Source organism: Candidatus Pelagadaptatus aseana (genome assembly GCF_040362265.1).
Lineage (GTDB): Bacteria > Pseudomonadota > Gammaproteobacteria > Pseudomonadales > Cellvibrionaceae > Pelagadaptatus > Pelagadaptatus aseana.
Window position 1 is genome coordinate 153,186 of sequence record NZ_BAABNJ010000007.1, and the last position, 14,906, is coordinate 168,091.

Genomic DNA, 14,906 nt, shown 5'->3' on the forward strand with positions numbered 1-14,906 from the left:
GCATATATTTTGCTTATTTAGCCGTTGCCCTTCCCCTCTCCTCTGACTACACTTTCTTACAGTGAAATGACAGCTTTGAAGCCACATCTCAAAGCTCAGCAAGAATGCCGCAAGGCCAAGATAGCAACCTGCTGTATCGGTATACATGAAACAATCGCTACAACTCAAAATCGGCCAGCAGCTGACCATGACACCTCAGCTGCAGCAAGCCATCCGCCTGCTCCAGCTTTCCACTCTGGACCTGCAACAGGAAATTCAGGAAGCCCTGGACACCAATCCAATGCTTGAGGTTTCAGAAGACGAAGCCGCAGCATCTCAGGAAAACACCACCGACAAACCAGAGTCCCAGACAGAGACTGCCAACGAGACGGCCAGTGCTGCAGAAGTGGATGAAGCTCCCGCCATCAGCGACAGTGATGCCCCCGAGTGGCAGGACAATATCCCCGAGGACCTGCCTGTAGACACCCAGTGGGACGACATTTACCAAAGTGCCCCCAGCGGCACCGGTTTGGCAGCCCCCGAAGACAGCGATATGTCATTCGAAAATCGCCACAATACCGATGAGTCGCTGCAGTCCCATCTGCTGTGGCAATTGAACCTGACCCCCATGTCAGACCGCGATGAAGCCATCGCCATAACCATCATCGACGCCATTGAGCCTTCCGGCCTGCTTGGCAGCAGCCTTGACGACATCTTTGCGGGCCTGAGTCAGGAACTGGACGACCTGGAAGAAGATGAAGTCCAGGCCGTTCTGCACCGTATCCAGCAGTTTGACCCCATCGGGGTAGCCGCCCGCGACCTGAGTGACTGCCTGCTCATTCAATTGCGTCAGTACGATGACCAGACCCCCTTTCTCGATGCCGCCAAACTGATTGTTGAAAAGCATCTGGACTTACTCGGAAGCCGCGACTACAAAACCCTGATGCGTCGCACCCGCCTGAAAGAAGCCGGGCTGACTGAGGCGGTAAAACTGATACAGAGCCTCAACCCTAACCCTGGCGAACAGGTTTACAGTGGCGAAACCACTTACATCGTCCCGGATGTTTTCGTCAGCAAGCAGGAAGGCCGCTGGATGGTCAATCTCAATCCGGATATTGCACCCAAGATTCGCATCAACAATGACTATGCGGCACTGGTAAAGCGCGCGGACTCCAGCAGCGACAACACCTTTCTCAAAGACAATCTGCAAGAGGCTCGCTGGTTTCTGAAAAGCCTGCAGAGCCGCAATGAAACCCTGCTCAAGGTGGCCACCTGCATCGTTGAAAAACAGCAGGGGTTTTTAGACCATGGTCCAGAGGCAATGAAGCCGCTGGTACTGCATGATATCGCCGATGCTGTGGGCATGCATGAATCCACCATTTCCCGGGTTACCACCCAGAAATACATGCACACCCCGCAGGGCATTCTGGAATTGAAATATTTTTTCTCAAGCCATGTCAGCACAGACTCAGGCGGGGAGTGCTCTTCAACGGCAATTCGGGCTATCATCAAAAAACTGGTTGCCGCGGAGAACCCCAAAAAGCCCCTGAGCGACAGCAAAATAACGGCACTTTTGGAAGAGCAGGGCATCAAAGTAGCCCGTCGCACCACCGCCAAATATCGAGAATCACTGGGAATTCCGGCCTCCAATGAGCGCAAGCGATTGATCTGATCATCGTCGAGAGTTTATTGAAGCCGCAATCGTTGCCTCGGCAACACACCGCCATCACCGCTCAATTTCTGTGATGGTATTCATGAAAACAGAAGGAGTAACGCATGCAAATCAACATCAGTGGCCACCATGTAGAACTCACCACTCCCATTAAAGACTACGTGCACGCCAAGCTGGAAAAACTGGAGCGACATCACGACAAAATCACCAGCACCAACGTAATCCTTTCGGTGGAAAAACTGGTTCAAAAAGCTGAAGCAACCGTACACGTCAGCGGCAAAGATTTTTTTGCCAATTCCGAATCAGAAGACCTCTACGCTGCCATTGACACCTTGTCAGACAAACTCGATCGTCAACTGATCAAGCACAAAGAGAAATTACGGCACAATCATCGTTGATTTATGGAAATTAAAACCTTTCTGAATTCTCGCCGCACCCTGTGCGGCGTAGAAGGCATCAGCAAAAAGCGCACCATTGAAATTCTTGCCAACCTGATCGCCGAAGACATTCCCTCCCTGAGTGCCGATGACATTTTTCTCAGCTTTATCGCCAGAGAGAAACTTGGCTCCACAGGCTTGGGGCAGGGAATCGCCATACCGCACTGCCGCATCAGTAATTGCATCGGCACCGTGGGCGCCTTGATTAAGCTGGACAAACCCATCGACTTCGAAGCCATCGATGGCAAACCCGTCGACCTCGTCTTTGCCCTGATTGCCCCGGAAGAAGCCGATGATTCACACTTGCAAACCCTGTCGGCTCTGGCGGAAAAACTGATCGAATCCGAATACACCAATAAACTTCGCCAAAGTGAAACAAACGAAGCTCTATACTTGGCGGCAACCAGCCAACAAGACTCCGCCGTAAACACATAACAAGGAAGCCGGCCATGCGACTCATCGTCATCAGCGGTAGATCCGGATCGGGAAAAAGTACCGCCCTGCACGTTCTGGAAGACGCCGGCTTTAACTGCATCGACAACCTGCCCGCCGCCCTGCTGCCTAATCTGGTTAACAACATCAGCGAGCAACAGAGCGATCAGAATATTGCCGTGAGCATTGACGCGCGCAACGCCAGTGAACAATTACAACGGTTCCCGGAGTTTCTGAAACAGGCGCAACAACCCGGACTGAGCATTGAAATCCTGTTCCTCGATGCCCGCTCACCGATTCTGATCAAACGCTTCAGCGAAACCAGACGCAAACACCCTTTGAGCAACGAAGAGCGGGATCTGAAAGAGGCGGTGACTCTGGAGAGCGAACTGCTCGACCCCATTGCCCTCACCGCTGATTTGACCATCGACACCAGCAACCTGAGCCTGCATCAGCTTCGCGACCTGATTAAAAACCGCATCACGGAAAAAGAAGCCCCCGGTATCGCCCTGCAATTCCAGTCATTCGGATTCAAACACGGCATCCCGGTGGATGTCGACTTTGTATTTGATGTGCGCTGCCTGCCAAATCCCTACTGGAAACCAAACCTGAGAAAGCACACCGGCCAAGAGCAACCCGTGATCGATTTTCTGTCTCAACAGGAAGATGTTCAGACCATGCTCGACGACATCACCCGCTTTATTGAACGCTGGCTACCCAAATTTATTGCCAACAACCGCAGTTATATGACGGTTGCCATTGGCTGTACCGGCGGGCATCATCGTTCTGTATTCCTATGTGAACAGCTGTATAACAATTTCAAGAATAAGCACGGCAACACTCAGCTGCGCCACCGCGAGCTGAACAAATATTCATAACCGACTCAGACCACTCAGCTCTGAGCCATCAAGGCGGCAAGGACTCTCCACATGCTCAGCAACACCGTCACCATCGTCAACAAACTGGGACTGCATGCCCGCGCAGCTGCCCTGTTTGCCAGCACCGCTGCCCGTTTCGGCAGCAGCATTCGCGCCGGCGTCAAGGACAAGATGGTAGACGCCAAAAGCGTGATGTCCCTGATGCTGCTGGCAGCCAATCAGGGCAGCCAATTGCAATTGGAAATCGAAGGCGAAGATCAGGAAGAGGCTATGCAAGCCATCGTCGAGCTGATCGCCAATCGCTTTGGTGAAGACGAATAGCGAGGAAAAAAACTCAAGCCGTTCAATCAAAAGCCAAACCTGTTGGCGAAGATCAGTAGAAGCAAAGTCATTTAACTTCTAAAATAGGCCCTGAGATACAACACACTTTCCAAACCAAGAGCATTCATGCAATCGACCAGTAAAGAAATATTGCAGCAAACCCAGTCACAACTGGGTGAGATTCAGGATGCTCTGGACAGCGGCACATTCAAGCCCATTCGCCGCATGCTCAATGGCCTCGAGCCGGCTGAGATTGCCCATCTGCTGGAATCTTCACCACCACCTTCGCGCTGGATGCTATGGCGCTTGATCGATAAGGACACCGAGGGCGAAGTTCTTCAGGAACTGTCAGACGATATCCAGACCCAGATTCTGCAGCGCATGAACACCGACGAAGTGGTGGGCATAACCGAAGGTCTGGATACCGATGATGTTGCTGACATCCTGCAGCAGCTGCCGGACCGGGTCATCAAGGAAGTACTGGCGGCCATGAGCGCTAGGGACCGGCTACGGGTCGAATCGGTACTGTCCTACGATGAGGACACCGCCGGCGGCCTGATGAACACGGATACCATCACCGTGCGCCCGCGCCTGACGCTCGATGTGGTACTGCGCTATTTACGGCGCCATGAAGAGCTGCCCGCCTCCACCGACAATCTGATTGTGATTAACAAGCAGGGGCAATTTGTCGGCCTGCTGCCTGTTGCCAAAATTCTCACCACCTCCCCTAACATTACCGTACGGGAAGTCATGCTCACCGACGTTGAAGCCATTCCGGTGGATATGGACGACAGCGAAGTGGCGAATCTGTTTGAGCGGCACGACTGGATTTCCGCACCCGTGATCGATGAAAACAACCGGGTGGTCGGCCGGATTACCATTGATGATGTGGTCGACGTAATTCGAGAGGACGCCGATCACTCGTTAATGAGTATGGCCGGTCTGGATGAAGACGAAGACACCTTTGCCACCGTACGTCGAGCCATGCCCCGCCGCGCAACCTGGCTCGGTATCAATCTGATTACGGCCATCATTGCATCAGCGGTCATCAATATTTTCGAAGACACCATTGAGAAGGTCGTAGCACTCGCCATTTTAATGCCCATCGTTGCCAGTATGGGCGGCGTAGCAGGCAGCCAGACACTGACTGTGGTGATTCGCGGCATGGCCCTTGGCCAAATCGGCCGCAACAACATCAACTGGCTATTATCCCGGGAACTCAGGGTCGGCTTTCTCAACGGCATGCTCTGGGCCTTGATACTCGGCGCCATCACCAGCGTCTGGTTTGGCGACCCCAAGATCGCGATTATCATCGCCTGTGCCATGATCATCAATCTGGTAACGGCAGCCACCGCCGGCGCGTTGCTCCCGATTATTTTAAAAAGCCTGAAGATTGACCCCGCTCTGGCCGGCAGCGTCACCCTCACAACCATTACGGATGTGGTGGGCTTCTTCGCCTTCCTGGGTCTGGCCACTTACTTTTACTCTTAAGAACCCACACCATGTCCGATTTTGAAGATTTCAATAACGACGAAGAACCCGTCGTTAAATCCAGAACCCAGATCAAAAAAGAAATGCAGGAGCTGCAGGACTTTGGCGAAAAACTGGTTAACCTGACCGACAAGCAGTTCCTGAAAATCCCACTGGAAGGCCAGCTGCAAATTGCCATTACCGAAGCCCGCGGCATGAAACACCGCGAAGGCCGCCGCCGACAATTACAGTACATCGGTAAACTGATGCGCAGCGCCGAGCTGGATGATGTTCGCGCCGCCTACGAGCGGCTGCAAAATGAAGGGCAACACAGTGTTCGACTGCACCATCAGGCCGAGCAATGGCGAGATAAATTATTGAGCGGAGACAAGAGCGAACTGCAAAAGTTTGTCTCGGAATTTCCTCAAGTGGAAGTGCAACTGCTGAGACAATTGATTCGCAACGCCCAGAAAGAAACCAGCCAGAAAAAGCCCCCAAGCAGTGCCCGCAAACTGTTTAAGCTGATTCGCGAGCAGCTGGAAGAATAACAGTCATCCCGAGCAGAGCCACGCAATGCGATGGATCTCCTGGAATCTAAGCACTCTTGAGAGATCTCTCGCTGCGCTCGAGATGACATGGGTTTGCGCTCGGAATGACAAGTGTGATTATCAGCCCCGCTCAACCGCCAGAGCCGTGGCCTCACCCCCACCAATACACAGACTGGCAACACCGGTCTTCTTATCATAGGTCTCCATCGCACCCAGCAGGGTCACCAGAATGCGGGCACCGGATGCACCCAGAGGATGACCCAGCGCACAGGCACCGCCGTGAACGTTGACCTTGTCGTGGGGAATATCCAGCTCTTTCATGGCCGCCATGGTCACCACCGCAAACGCCTCATTGATTTCGAACAGATCCACCGAATCTGAAGACCATTGCAAACGCTTCATCAATTTTTCCATGGCCCCCACAGGCGCTGTGGTAAACCACTCTGGCTCATGAGCATTTTGGGAGTGGCCACGCACCGTCGCAATCACATTCAGACCGCGTTTTTCAGCCTCAGATCGCTTCATCAAAACCAACGCCGCAGCACCATCTGAAATGGAGCTGGCATTGGCCGCGGTAATGGTGCCGTCCTTTTTGAACGCCGGACGCAGTGACGGGATCTTATCCGGTCGGGCATTACCCGGTTGCTCATCGGTATCGATCACTGTCTCACCCTTGCGGGTCTTTAATGTCACCGGAGTAATTTCGCGCTGGAACTTACCTTCTGTAATCGCCTTATTGGCACGAGCCAGAGATTCAATAGCGTAGTCATCCTGCATCTCGCGGGTAAAGCCGAACTTCTCGGCACAGACCTCGCCGAAGCTGCCCATGGGACCGCCACTGTAGGCGTCCTGCAAGCCGTCATAGAGCATATGATCGAACAGCTCGCCATGACCAAAGCGATAACCACTGCGCCCCTGTGGCATCAGATAAGGCGCGTTGGTCATGCTCTCCATACCACCAGCCACGATCACCTCGGCACTGCCGGCAAGGATGGCATCGTGAGCCTGCATGACGGTTTTCATGCCGGATCCACAGACCTTGTTTACGGTAGTACAGGGGGTGTGCTTATCGATCCCCGCTGCCAGAGCCGCCTGACGGGCCGGAGCCTGACCTGCTCCAGCCGGCAACACGCAGCCCATCAAAACTTCATCAACATCCGCAGCCGCCACCCCGGCATCAGCCAGTGCACCTCTGATCGCCTCGGCCCCCAATTGGGTTACGGATAAACCACTGAACATGCCCTGCATCCCTCCCATAGGGGTGCGTGACATGCCCACGATAACAACTGAATCTGACATAAATTCTCCTATACTGCTGCAGTGAGCTGAATGAATGGTCCACAATTATACTGCGGCTATTATGTTGTGAGTTGACTAATCAGCCCAGAGCAAATACAACCTTTTTTCCTAGCCAAATAATCGGAAGTCTGCCTGTGACCTATCGCCACCGTATCGCTGCCCTCTATTTTGTCGTTATTGTCGCGGCGGTTACAGTATCCAGCTTTATTTTCAGCAACAATCGCGACAGTCAGAACAACCACAAAGCCCTGTTCAGCCAGACCCTGCCCCTACTGCAAACCGTCAGGGAATTACAGGAAGCAAAAACCGAATACGAGCGCCTGCTCTATGAATACTACGCCACCACCGACCGCCCAAGACTGCTGACACAACTGCAGCAGGCCGAAACCATCATCTACGACAACACCATGGAAATTGCGAGACAAACCCGGATGGACGAATCCATCCGGGAGATGACGCGTCTGTTCGACAACATGAAGGCACAGGCCACAGCACTGGATACCAATCTCGACAGCAATAGCATTGACTGGGATCTGGCCAGAGCACAACTTGTCCGGCTGACCGAGGCAGGCAATCAGGTAAACAGCAAGCTCAAGCAACTGCAGGATGCCATTGCGGCAGAGGCGGAAAAAGGCAGCATGGTCAGCTTGGAAAACAACGAATTAGGCTCACAACTGGTGATCCTGTTCAGCATCAGCATTACCGCTCTGGCGCTATTTGTTGGCTTCTTTGTCGACCGCTATCTGCGCGAGGCGGCCGAGAGAAAACGTATCGCCATGTTTGCCGAACGCAATCCCAACCCCGTTCTGAGTGCAGACTTTGAAGGCAATATCACCTACGCCAACCCATCGGGCCAACAACTGTTACAACAGATGCAGCTTTCGCAGTGGCAGCAATTTCTACCCGCAGACCTCACCTGCAGCTCAAACCATCGGGAAAAAGCAACAGGCGAATTTCATCAGCAGGGTCGAACCTTCCAGTATGCCTCTTCCAGCCTTGACGATCTGGAAGCCTGTCATATCTATCTGGAAGACATCACGGACAAGGTTGCCGCCCAACAGCAACTGCAATTTCAGGCCAGCCATGATCCTCTCACCGAACTTCCCAATCGCCTGACTCTGGAACAGTCGCTGGAACAACATCTGGCACAGTCAGGCCACAACAATTTCTGTCTGGTATTGATCAACCTGCACCGCTTTGACCGCATTACCTCAATTCACGGTTATCAATTCGGGGACACACTGATCAAAGGCTTCTGCCAAAACCTGATTCAGACCCTTCGCAGCCAACAGCAAACCCTGCTTGGGCAGCAACCTTTCCGCATTGATGGCACCACCTTTGGCCTGGTCATTACCGGCAGCGACAGCGAACAACAACGGCAAATCATGCAGACCATCCTCAATCTGGCCGAGCACCCCATAAGGCAGCGCGACAGCGACTTCTACTTGCCCATCCGGCTCGGCAGCAGCCGCTACCCGGACGATGGAGACAAACTGCACGACCTGATCAAATGTGCCGACGCCGCACTGCTGCAAGCCAAGCAATCGGACAGTGAGTATATCCAGCATTACAATGTTGAAATCCATAAAACCGAGCAGCGCCTCAACGCCATTGAAAAACATCTGCGTCAGGACAGTGATCAACTGACCCTCCATTATCAGCCCAAAATGTGCGCCAAGACCCGCACTATTCTGGGTGCAGAAGCCTTGATGCGCTGGCCGGGCGAACAAGGCTTTCGCTATTACCCCGATGAGTTTATCCCGGTAGCCGAACAATCGGGTCTGATTATTGGCATTGGCGAACAGGCCATTCAAACGGGCATAGAGCAGATACTGCAGTGGCAACCCCAAGGGGATTTCAAACTGGCCATCAATCTGTCCGGACGGCAGTTCCAGCACCCGGATTTTATGAAGCGTCTGCAGCGGATGGTGAAACCCCACAGTGGCATAGAACAATTTCTTGAGTTTGAAATCACCGAGAGCATGCTGATGCAGGATATCCATCACAGCATCGACATCATGCATCAACTCAAAGCCATGGGCTTCCAGCTTTCCATCGATGACTTCGGCACCGGTTACTCATCTCTCAGCTACCTGAAGCAGTTCCCTATCGACAAGCTGAAAATCGATCGCTCCTTTGTCATGAATCTGGAAACCCAGCCAGAAGATAAAACCATGGTGGCAAGCATTCTTTATCTGGCTCATTCACTGGGATTGAAAGTTGTGGCCGAGGGGGTCGAGACCGAATACCAACTAAAATATCTGAGCGGGCTCGATTGTGAAGAAATTCAGGGTTACTATTTCAGCAAACCGCTGGCGGCAGAAGAATTTACCGCCCGCTATTTTGCTTGACTCCAATAGACAGCCATTCGTTCTCAACGAATTTATGGCCGCAACAGGGACGCACTATGGACATCTCAACCATCATTACTTGGGTCGTACTGATCGCCATCGTTCTATACGTTATCGGCATCTACAACCAACTGGTCAAACTTAAGAATCGTGCCGACAATGGCTTTGCTCAAATCGAAGTACAACTGAAGCGCCGCTACGACCTGATCCCCAATCTGGTGGAAACAGCCAAGGCCTATCTCAAGCACGAAAAAGAGACTCTGGAGTCTGTAATTGCCGCACGCAACAGCGCACTGGGAGGGTTGCAGCAGGCCGCTCGCAACCCTGGCGACCCCGCAGCCATGCAATCGCTGTCCAGTGCTGAGGCACAACTCACCCAGGCACTGGGTAAACTCAACGTGGTCGTGGAAGCCTACCCCGACCTGAAGGCCAATCAGAATATGGCACAGGTATCTGAAGAGCTGACCAGCACCGAGAACAAGGTGGCCTTTGCCCGCCAGGCCTTTAATGATGGCGCAACCGCCTACAACACCTATAAGCAGTCATTCCCGCCTGTCGCTCTGGCAGGTATTTTTGGCCATCGCAATGACATGAGTCTGCTTGAATTTGAAGACTCGGTGCAGATACAGGCGGCCCCAAAAGTATCTTTCTAACAAGAGTGTCCTTCTAAGAAGAGCGTCTTTCTAAGAAGAGCGTCTTTCCGGACAAAGTATCTTTCTACATAAAGCCTCTTGCCAAAGAGGCTGTTACAACCACAGTTGTGTACCCACCATGAATTTTTTCGAGCACCAGGATCAGGCCCGCCAGAACACCAAAAAACTGGTGGCCCTGTTTGCTGCAGCGGTTGCCTGTCTGATCGCTCTGACCACGCTGCTGGTAGCGGCATTTATCTACTACTTCCAGCACCACAATAATCAACGCTTTGCGGCCTATAACGACTTGGGTGCTGGCACCTTTCCCATTCTCGACATCATCACCTGGGAGCTTTTCGGCAGTGTCAGTTTTGTTGTTGCTTCCGTGGTGCTGGCAGGGAGCTGGTATAAAAGCCGACAACTGGCCAGGGGCGGAAGTTACGTTGCCGAACTGATGGGCGGGAGACTGATTCAGGTCAATACGGACGATACTCTTGAGCAAAAAGTTCTCAACGTGGTTGCCGAAATGGCCATTGCTTCGGGCACACCAATTCCCGCGGTATACCTTCTCGAAGAGAGCAGTATCAATGCCTTTGCCGCCGGCACCAGCCCGCAGAACGCCGCCATCGGCGTTACCCGTGGCTGTCTCGAACAACTGAACCGTGATCAGCTGCAAGGGGTTATCGCTCACGAATTCAGTCATATTCTCCATGGCGACATGAAACTGAATATGAAACTCACCGGCGTGTTACACGGGATTTTGCTGATCGGCCTGATCGGACGCATGATGATGTATTCCAGTGGCCACTACAGCAGTCGACGCTATGGCAGCCACTACGTTCGCTACGGCAGCAATCGCAACAACGACCAAAACAAAGGCGCCATTCTGGGTCTGGGATTAATGATCATCGGCTACAGCGGCACCTTTTTCGGTGGCTTGATCAAAGCGGCGGTGAGTCGCCAGAGGGAATTTTTGGCCGACGCCTCCGCGGTGCAATTTACCCGCAATCCCGCGGGCATCAGTGGTGCCCTGAAAAAAATTGGCGGGCTGCCAGATCGCGCCAGAATCAGCCATCACAACAGTGAACAGTTCAGCCATTTGTTTTTTGGCTCCGCCATCAAAAGCTCGCTGGGTAGTCTTGGCGCCACGCATCCTCCCCTGCAGGAGCGCATTAAGCGTATTGAGCCCGGCTGGAGTGGCGATTTTATCGAGCCTCAGACTACAACGGCCGCTGCGAGCGAACACGCCGATAGCCTGTCACAATTCAGTAGCCAGAGGAACGCCACCCAGACAGCAACCCTTGAAGACGCCATCGAACTGATCGGCGAACCATCGCCTGAGGCCATTGAACATGCCGGCACTCTGCTTGCCGCCATACCCGAGCCATTGATGCAGGCAGCCAAAGATGGCTATTCTGCCCGGGCCATCATCTACGGTCTGCTGTTAAAAGGACAAAAGCAACCCGACTCATGCTGGGACCTGCTGAAACAAGCCGCCCACCCGGTAACCTATAAATTCTGCCGGCAGATATTCCCTTTGGTAGAAGCATTACCCGATCACGAAAAGCTGCCCCTGTTTGAGCTGTGCCTGCCCGCGCTGCAACAGATGTCCGAACCCCAACAGCAGGTTTTTCTCAAGAACGTAATCGCACTGATCCGTGACGACAGGCAAGTGGCCATTTTTGAATGGTCCCTCTACCAGCTGCTAAAAAACCGATTGAGCATCACCAAACAAAAACCATCAAGAACCCATTCGACCTTGCATCAACTGGCCCCAGACTGCCAGCAACTGCTGAGCAGCGTTGCCCACTTCGGGCGCAGCGCCAACCCACAAGCAGCCTATGATGCAGGCATCAAACAACTGTCCATCAGCAACTGTCCCCTGTTACCGGTAGAGCACATATCCCTGCCCCGACTCGACAGCGCCCTCAAACAATTAAGGCAGCTTGCGCCCCTGAAGAAGCCACTGCTGCTGAAAGCCATAGCCACTACGATCGAAGCTGACAGGAAGATCCAAATTGAGGAGCAGGAGTTGTTCCGTGCCCTTGCAGACTGCCTTGATTGCCCGGTCCCGCCTCTGGCGACACCAGACAGTGTCACTGCGGCATAAAAAAAGGGCTCACTGTGAGCCCTTTATAACGTAGGAGGTGAAATACCCATCAGCTGTCGCTGTCTTCACCATTTTCCAGCATATGCCCAAGCTTGCCTTTCTTGGTTTCCAGGTACTTGGCATTGTGCGGATTGCGACCCGGCTGATGAGCCAATCGCTCGACCACATCCACACCCAGCTCCTGCAGGGCTTTGATTTTGCGCGGATTGTTGGTCATCAGTTTCAACTGACCAATGTTGAGGTGCTCAATCATGGGCTTGAGAATTGAGTAATCGCGCATATCCGCACCAAAGCCCAGTTTTTCATTGGCCTCGACGGTATCACACCCCTGATCCTGAAGATTGTATGCCTTGATTTTATTCAGCAAACCAATGCCGCGCCCCTCCTGACGCAAATAAAAGATAACCCCGCGCCCCTCAACGGAAATGCGATGCATGGCGGCCTGCAACTGGGCACCACAATCACAGCGCAAACTGAACAATGCATCACCCGTCAGACACTCGGAATGGATGCGCGCCAGCAGCGGCTGATCACCGTGAATATCGCCCATGCTCAGGACAACGTGTTCCTTGTCACCGTCTTCAAAACCATGCATTTCAAAGATCCCCCAAGGGGTCGGTAATTTTGAAGACTCTATGTATCGAACCGTCACCGGTTAACCTCTCATCACGATCCCTATGGACCGACTTATAGTTTCGATTGCAAAATCAGCACGCCGTTTTGCTTACTCATGGACACCCGCGACAAATAGCTGTTGCCCAACAGGATAATGTCTGGGAAGTCGCTCATATTGACGACAGCTTCAACATTATCGACACGCACCGCTCCTACCTGAACGCTGCGCAAATTAATTTTGTAGCCCTGACTGACGCCATTGGCGGTATTGATTCTAATGGGGGTTCCATTGCGATAATCAAGTCCCAGCGCCTTGGCCTGAGGCAGACTCATTGCCACCGAGGTAGCTCCGGTATCCACCATCATGGTCACTGCCCGGTTGTTGATCCGGCCCTTGGTGATGTAATGGCCACCCCGCACCTGCGCCAGTCGCACTTCGACTTTTTCGGCGGCCTTGTAGGTGGAGGATATTTTCCGCGACATGCCCAACTTGTGGCGTTCGCCATCGATCTCCACCACGGCGGCTTTACTATTCGATGAAACCAGGGTTACGCCAGCAAAGCTCTGCCCGGCCTTTAACAGCTTCTGTTTGCCATCGACCACCAGAATGGCACTGCCTTTAAACAGCCCTTTGACTTCCACGTCAGCGCCCTGAGCCAGACTCGCACCCAGAGAGATGGCCAGTATCAAAAGAGACTTAAGCCAACACATACCAGTACCCAAGGTGCATTACTGCCAAAGCCATCAATGCGGCCAGCACATCATCAATCATGATGCCAAAGCCGCCGTGAACATGGTGATCAAACCACTTGATCGGCCAAGGCTTGAGAACATCAAACAGACGAAACACCAAAAACCCCAGCAGAATCCAACCCCAACCTGGTGGAGCCGCCAGCATGGTCAACCAATAGCCGACAAATTCATCCCAGACGATCCCCGGATGGTCGTGCACACCGAGATCGGCCGCCGTTTTATGACAGAGATAAACACCAACAGCAAAGGTCACCAGAAGAAATATCAAATAGCTGATCAGAGGCAAATCCTGAACCAGCAGATACAAAGGAATGGCAGCCAGAGTTCCGAAGGTACCCGGGGCTTTGGGCGCCAGCCCCGAACCGAACCCAAACGCCAGCGCGTGTACAGGATTCTTCAATATGCTTTTTGCGTCGATCGCTCCGGAGGAATCAGTCATTGCTAAAGTGGTTATATCCTGTTGCCGTTATGTCCAGCCGGCGTCCCTGATCAAAACAGTGAACGCCGGCGCCTGAAACTATGTCGCCAATCCTGTAAGCCATCAGCTGCTGTTGTTCGATCAGCTGCTGCAGTCTCTCTTCTTTTCCCGGCGCCAGGGTGAAGCACAACCGATAGTCATCGCCGCCACTGAGCGGCCAACTCAGCTGCTGGCCTTCATCAGCCACCTGCAACATGGCTGCAGATCTGGGCAGATCATGCACCTGTACTTGAGCCGCTACGCCACTGGCCTGACAAATATGCCCCAGATCCGCCACCAACCCATCAGAAATATCGATGGCAGCGGATGCCAGCCCGGCCAGCAACAGCCCTTCTTGCAGGTTCGGACGGGGACGGTAATAACGCTCGAGTAGATATTGCCGTGCTTCATCACCCGCTTGCGCCTGATCCAGAATCAACGCCAGTGCCGCCGCACCGTCTCCCAGACTGCCGGTGACATAAACACCATCGCCGGGCGACGCACCATCGCGTCTCAGGGCCTGCTGTGGATTAACCGCACCATGCACCTGCAGCGACATGGTCAGGGGCCCACGGGTGGTATCACCGCCCACAAGCGCCACACCCAATTCTGCAGCGGCCGCAAACAGCCCTCGGGAAAACCCTTCAAGCCAATCCTGATCGGCTTCGGGCAGGGTCAAACCCAGTGTTACCCAGAGAGGCTCCGCACCCATGGCCGCAAGATCGCTGACACTGACTCGCAACGCTCTCTGGGCAATTTCTTCCGCACAAGCATCAACCGGAAAGTGCCTGCCCGCCACCAGGGTATCCAGAGACACCGCCAGCTGTTTACCCGCGGGAACCTCCAACAAGGCGCAGTCATCACCAATCCCCAGTGCAACCGAAGCCTCAGCAGCCACGCCACTATCCCGTCTGAAGTAATGCTCAATCAGGGCAAATTCATCAGCCGGCAT

15 protein-coding genes are annotated in these 14,906 nt (G+C 53.4%); 10 read left to right on the forward strand and 5 right to left on the reverse strand.

Features of this window, described 5'->3' with window-relative positions:
- The first annotated feature begins 145 nt into the window (after window positions 1–145).
- The 7 genes from ACPXV9_RS12105 to yjgA all read left to right on the forward strand — a co-directional run bounded on the left by ACPXV9_RS12105 (window position 146) and on the right by yjgA (window position 5,737).
- Complete coding sequence (locus ACPXV9_RS12105; RefSeq protein WP_423897410.1) at window positions 146–1,651, forward strand: RNA polymerase factor sigma-54; 1,506 nt, start codon at window positions 146–148, stop codon at window positions 1,649–1,651.
- A 104-nt stretch (window positions 1,652–1,755) separates the two neighbouring features.
- The gene (gene hpf, locus ACPXV9_RS12110) at window positions 1,756–2,049 is read left to right on the forward strand and encodes a ribosome hibernation-promoting factor, HPF/YfiA family (RefSeq protein WP_423897413.1); all 294 of its coding nucleotides are present in this window, start codon (window positions 1,756–1,758) and stop codon (window positions 2,047–2,049) included.
- A 3-nt stretch (window positions 2,050–2,052) separates the two neighbouring features.
- A complete protein-coding gene (locus ACPXV9_RS12115) occupies window positions 2,053–2,523 on the forward strand; it encodes a PTS sugar transporter subunit IIA (protein ID WP_423897415.1) in 471 nt (156 codons plus the stop codon).
- Between the two features lie 14 nt (window positions 2,524–2,537).
- Complete coding sequence (gene rapZ / locus ACPXV9_RS12120; protein WP_423897418.1) at window positions 2,538–3,398, forward strand: RNase adapter RapZ; 861 nt, start codon at window positions 2,538–2,540, stop codon at window positions 3,396–3,398.
- A 51-nt stretch (window positions 3,399–3,449) separates the two neighbouring features.
- The gene (locus tag ACPXV9_RS12125) at window positions 3,450–3,719 is read left to right on the forward strand and encodes an HPr family phosphocarrier protein (RefSeq protein ID WP_423897420.1); all 270 of its coding nucleotides are present in this window, start codon (window positions 3,450–3,452) and stop codon (window positions 3,717–3,719) included.
- A gap of 126 nt (window positions 3,720–3,845) precedes the next feature.
- Window positions 3,846–5,210 carry a magnesium transporter gene (gene mgtE / locus ACPXV9_RS12130; RefSeq protein ID WP_423897422.1) on the forward strand — a complete coding sequence of 455 codons (1,365 nt, stop codon included), beginning with the start codon at window positions 3,846–3,848 and terminating at the stop codon, window positions 5,208–5,210.
- An 11-nt stretch (window positions 5,211–5,221) separates the two neighbouring features.
- Complete coding sequence (gene yjgA / locus ACPXV9_RS12135; protein WP_423897425.1) at window positions 5,222–5,737, forward strand: ribosome biogenesis factor YjgA; 516 nt, start codon at window positions 5,222–5,224, stop codon at window positions 5,735–5,737.
- Between the two features lie 120 nt (window positions 5,738–5,857).
- On the opposite strand, the gene ACPXV9_RS12140 is transcribed toward yjgA, so the two are convergent.
- Window positions 5,858–7,036, reverse strand: coding sequence for an acetyl-CoA C-acyltransferase (locus ACPXV9_RS12140; RefSeq protein ID WP_423897427.1), 1,179 nt, complete (start codon window positions 7,034–7,036; stop codon window positions 5,858–5,860).
- A 134-nt stretch (window positions 7,037–7,170) separates the two neighbouring features.
- Between ACPXV9_RS12140 and ACPXV9_RS12145 the strand changes: the two genes are divergently transcribed.
- The 3 genes from ACPXV9_RS12145 (at window position 7,171) to ACPXV9_RS12155 (ending at window position 12,129) form a co-directional block, all read left to right on the forward strand.
- A complete protein-coding gene (locus tag ACPXV9_RS12145) occupies window positions 7,171–9,387 on the forward strand; it encodes a putative bifunctional diguanylate cyclase/phosphodiesterase (RefSeq protein ID WP_423897429.1) in 2,217 nt (738 codons plus the stop codon).
- A gap of 56 nt (window positions 9,388–9,443) precedes the next feature.
- On the forward strand, window positions 9,444–10,040 hold the full coding sequence (locus ACPXV9_RS12150) for a LemA family protein (RefSeq protein ID WP_423897430.1): 597 nt from the start codon (window positions 9,444–9,446) through the stop codon (window positions 10,038–10,040).
- A 118-nt stretch (window positions 10,041–10,158) separates the two neighbouring features.
- Complete coding sequence (locus ACPXV9_RS12155; protein WP_423897432.1) at window positions 10,159–12,129, forward strand: M48 family metallopeptidase; 1,971 nt, start codon at window positions 10,159–10,161, stop codon at window positions 12,127–12,129.
- 49 nt (window positions 12,130–12,178) lie between these two features.
- Here ACPXV9_RS12155 and ribA read toward each other — a convergent pair whose 3' ends face one another.
- Genes ribA through thiL form a run of 4 tightly spaced genes read right to left on the reverse strand, consistent with a single transcriptional unit; the run spans window position 12,179 to window position 14,906 of the window.
- The gene (gene ribA / locus ACPXV9_RS12160) at window positions 12,179–12,781 is read right to left on the reverse strand and encodes a GTP cyclohydrolase II (protein WP_423897433.1); all 603 of its coding nucleotides are present in this window, start codon (window positions 12,779–12,781) and stop codon (window positions 12,179–12,181) included.
- 35 nt (window positions 12,782–12,816) lie between these two features.
- Window positions 12,817–13,455 carry a retropepsin-like aspartic protease family protein gene (locus ACPXV9_RS12165; protein WP_423897435.1) on the reverse strand — a complete coding sequence of 213 codons (639 nt, stop codon included), beginning with the start codon at window positions 13,453–13,455 and terminating at the stop codon, window positions 12,817–12,819.
- The gene (locus ACPXV9_RS12170; protein WP_423897437.1) at window positions 13,442–13,936 is read right to left on the reverse strand and encodes a phosphatidylglycerophosphatase A family protein; all 495 of its coding nucleotides are present in this window, start codon (window positions 13,934–13,936) and stop codon (window positions 13,442–13,444) included. The genes ACPXV9_RS12165 and ACPXV9_RS12170 overlap by 14 nt, the downstream gene beginning before the upstream one ends.
- Complete coding sequence (gene thiL, locus ACPXV9_RS12175) at window positions 13,929–14,906, reverse strand: thiamine-phosphate kinase (RefSeq protein ID WP_423897604.1); 978 nt, start codon at window positions 14,904–14,906, stop codon at window positions 13,929–13,931. The genes ACPXV9_RS12170 and thiL overlap by 8 nt, the downstream gene beginning before the upstream one ends.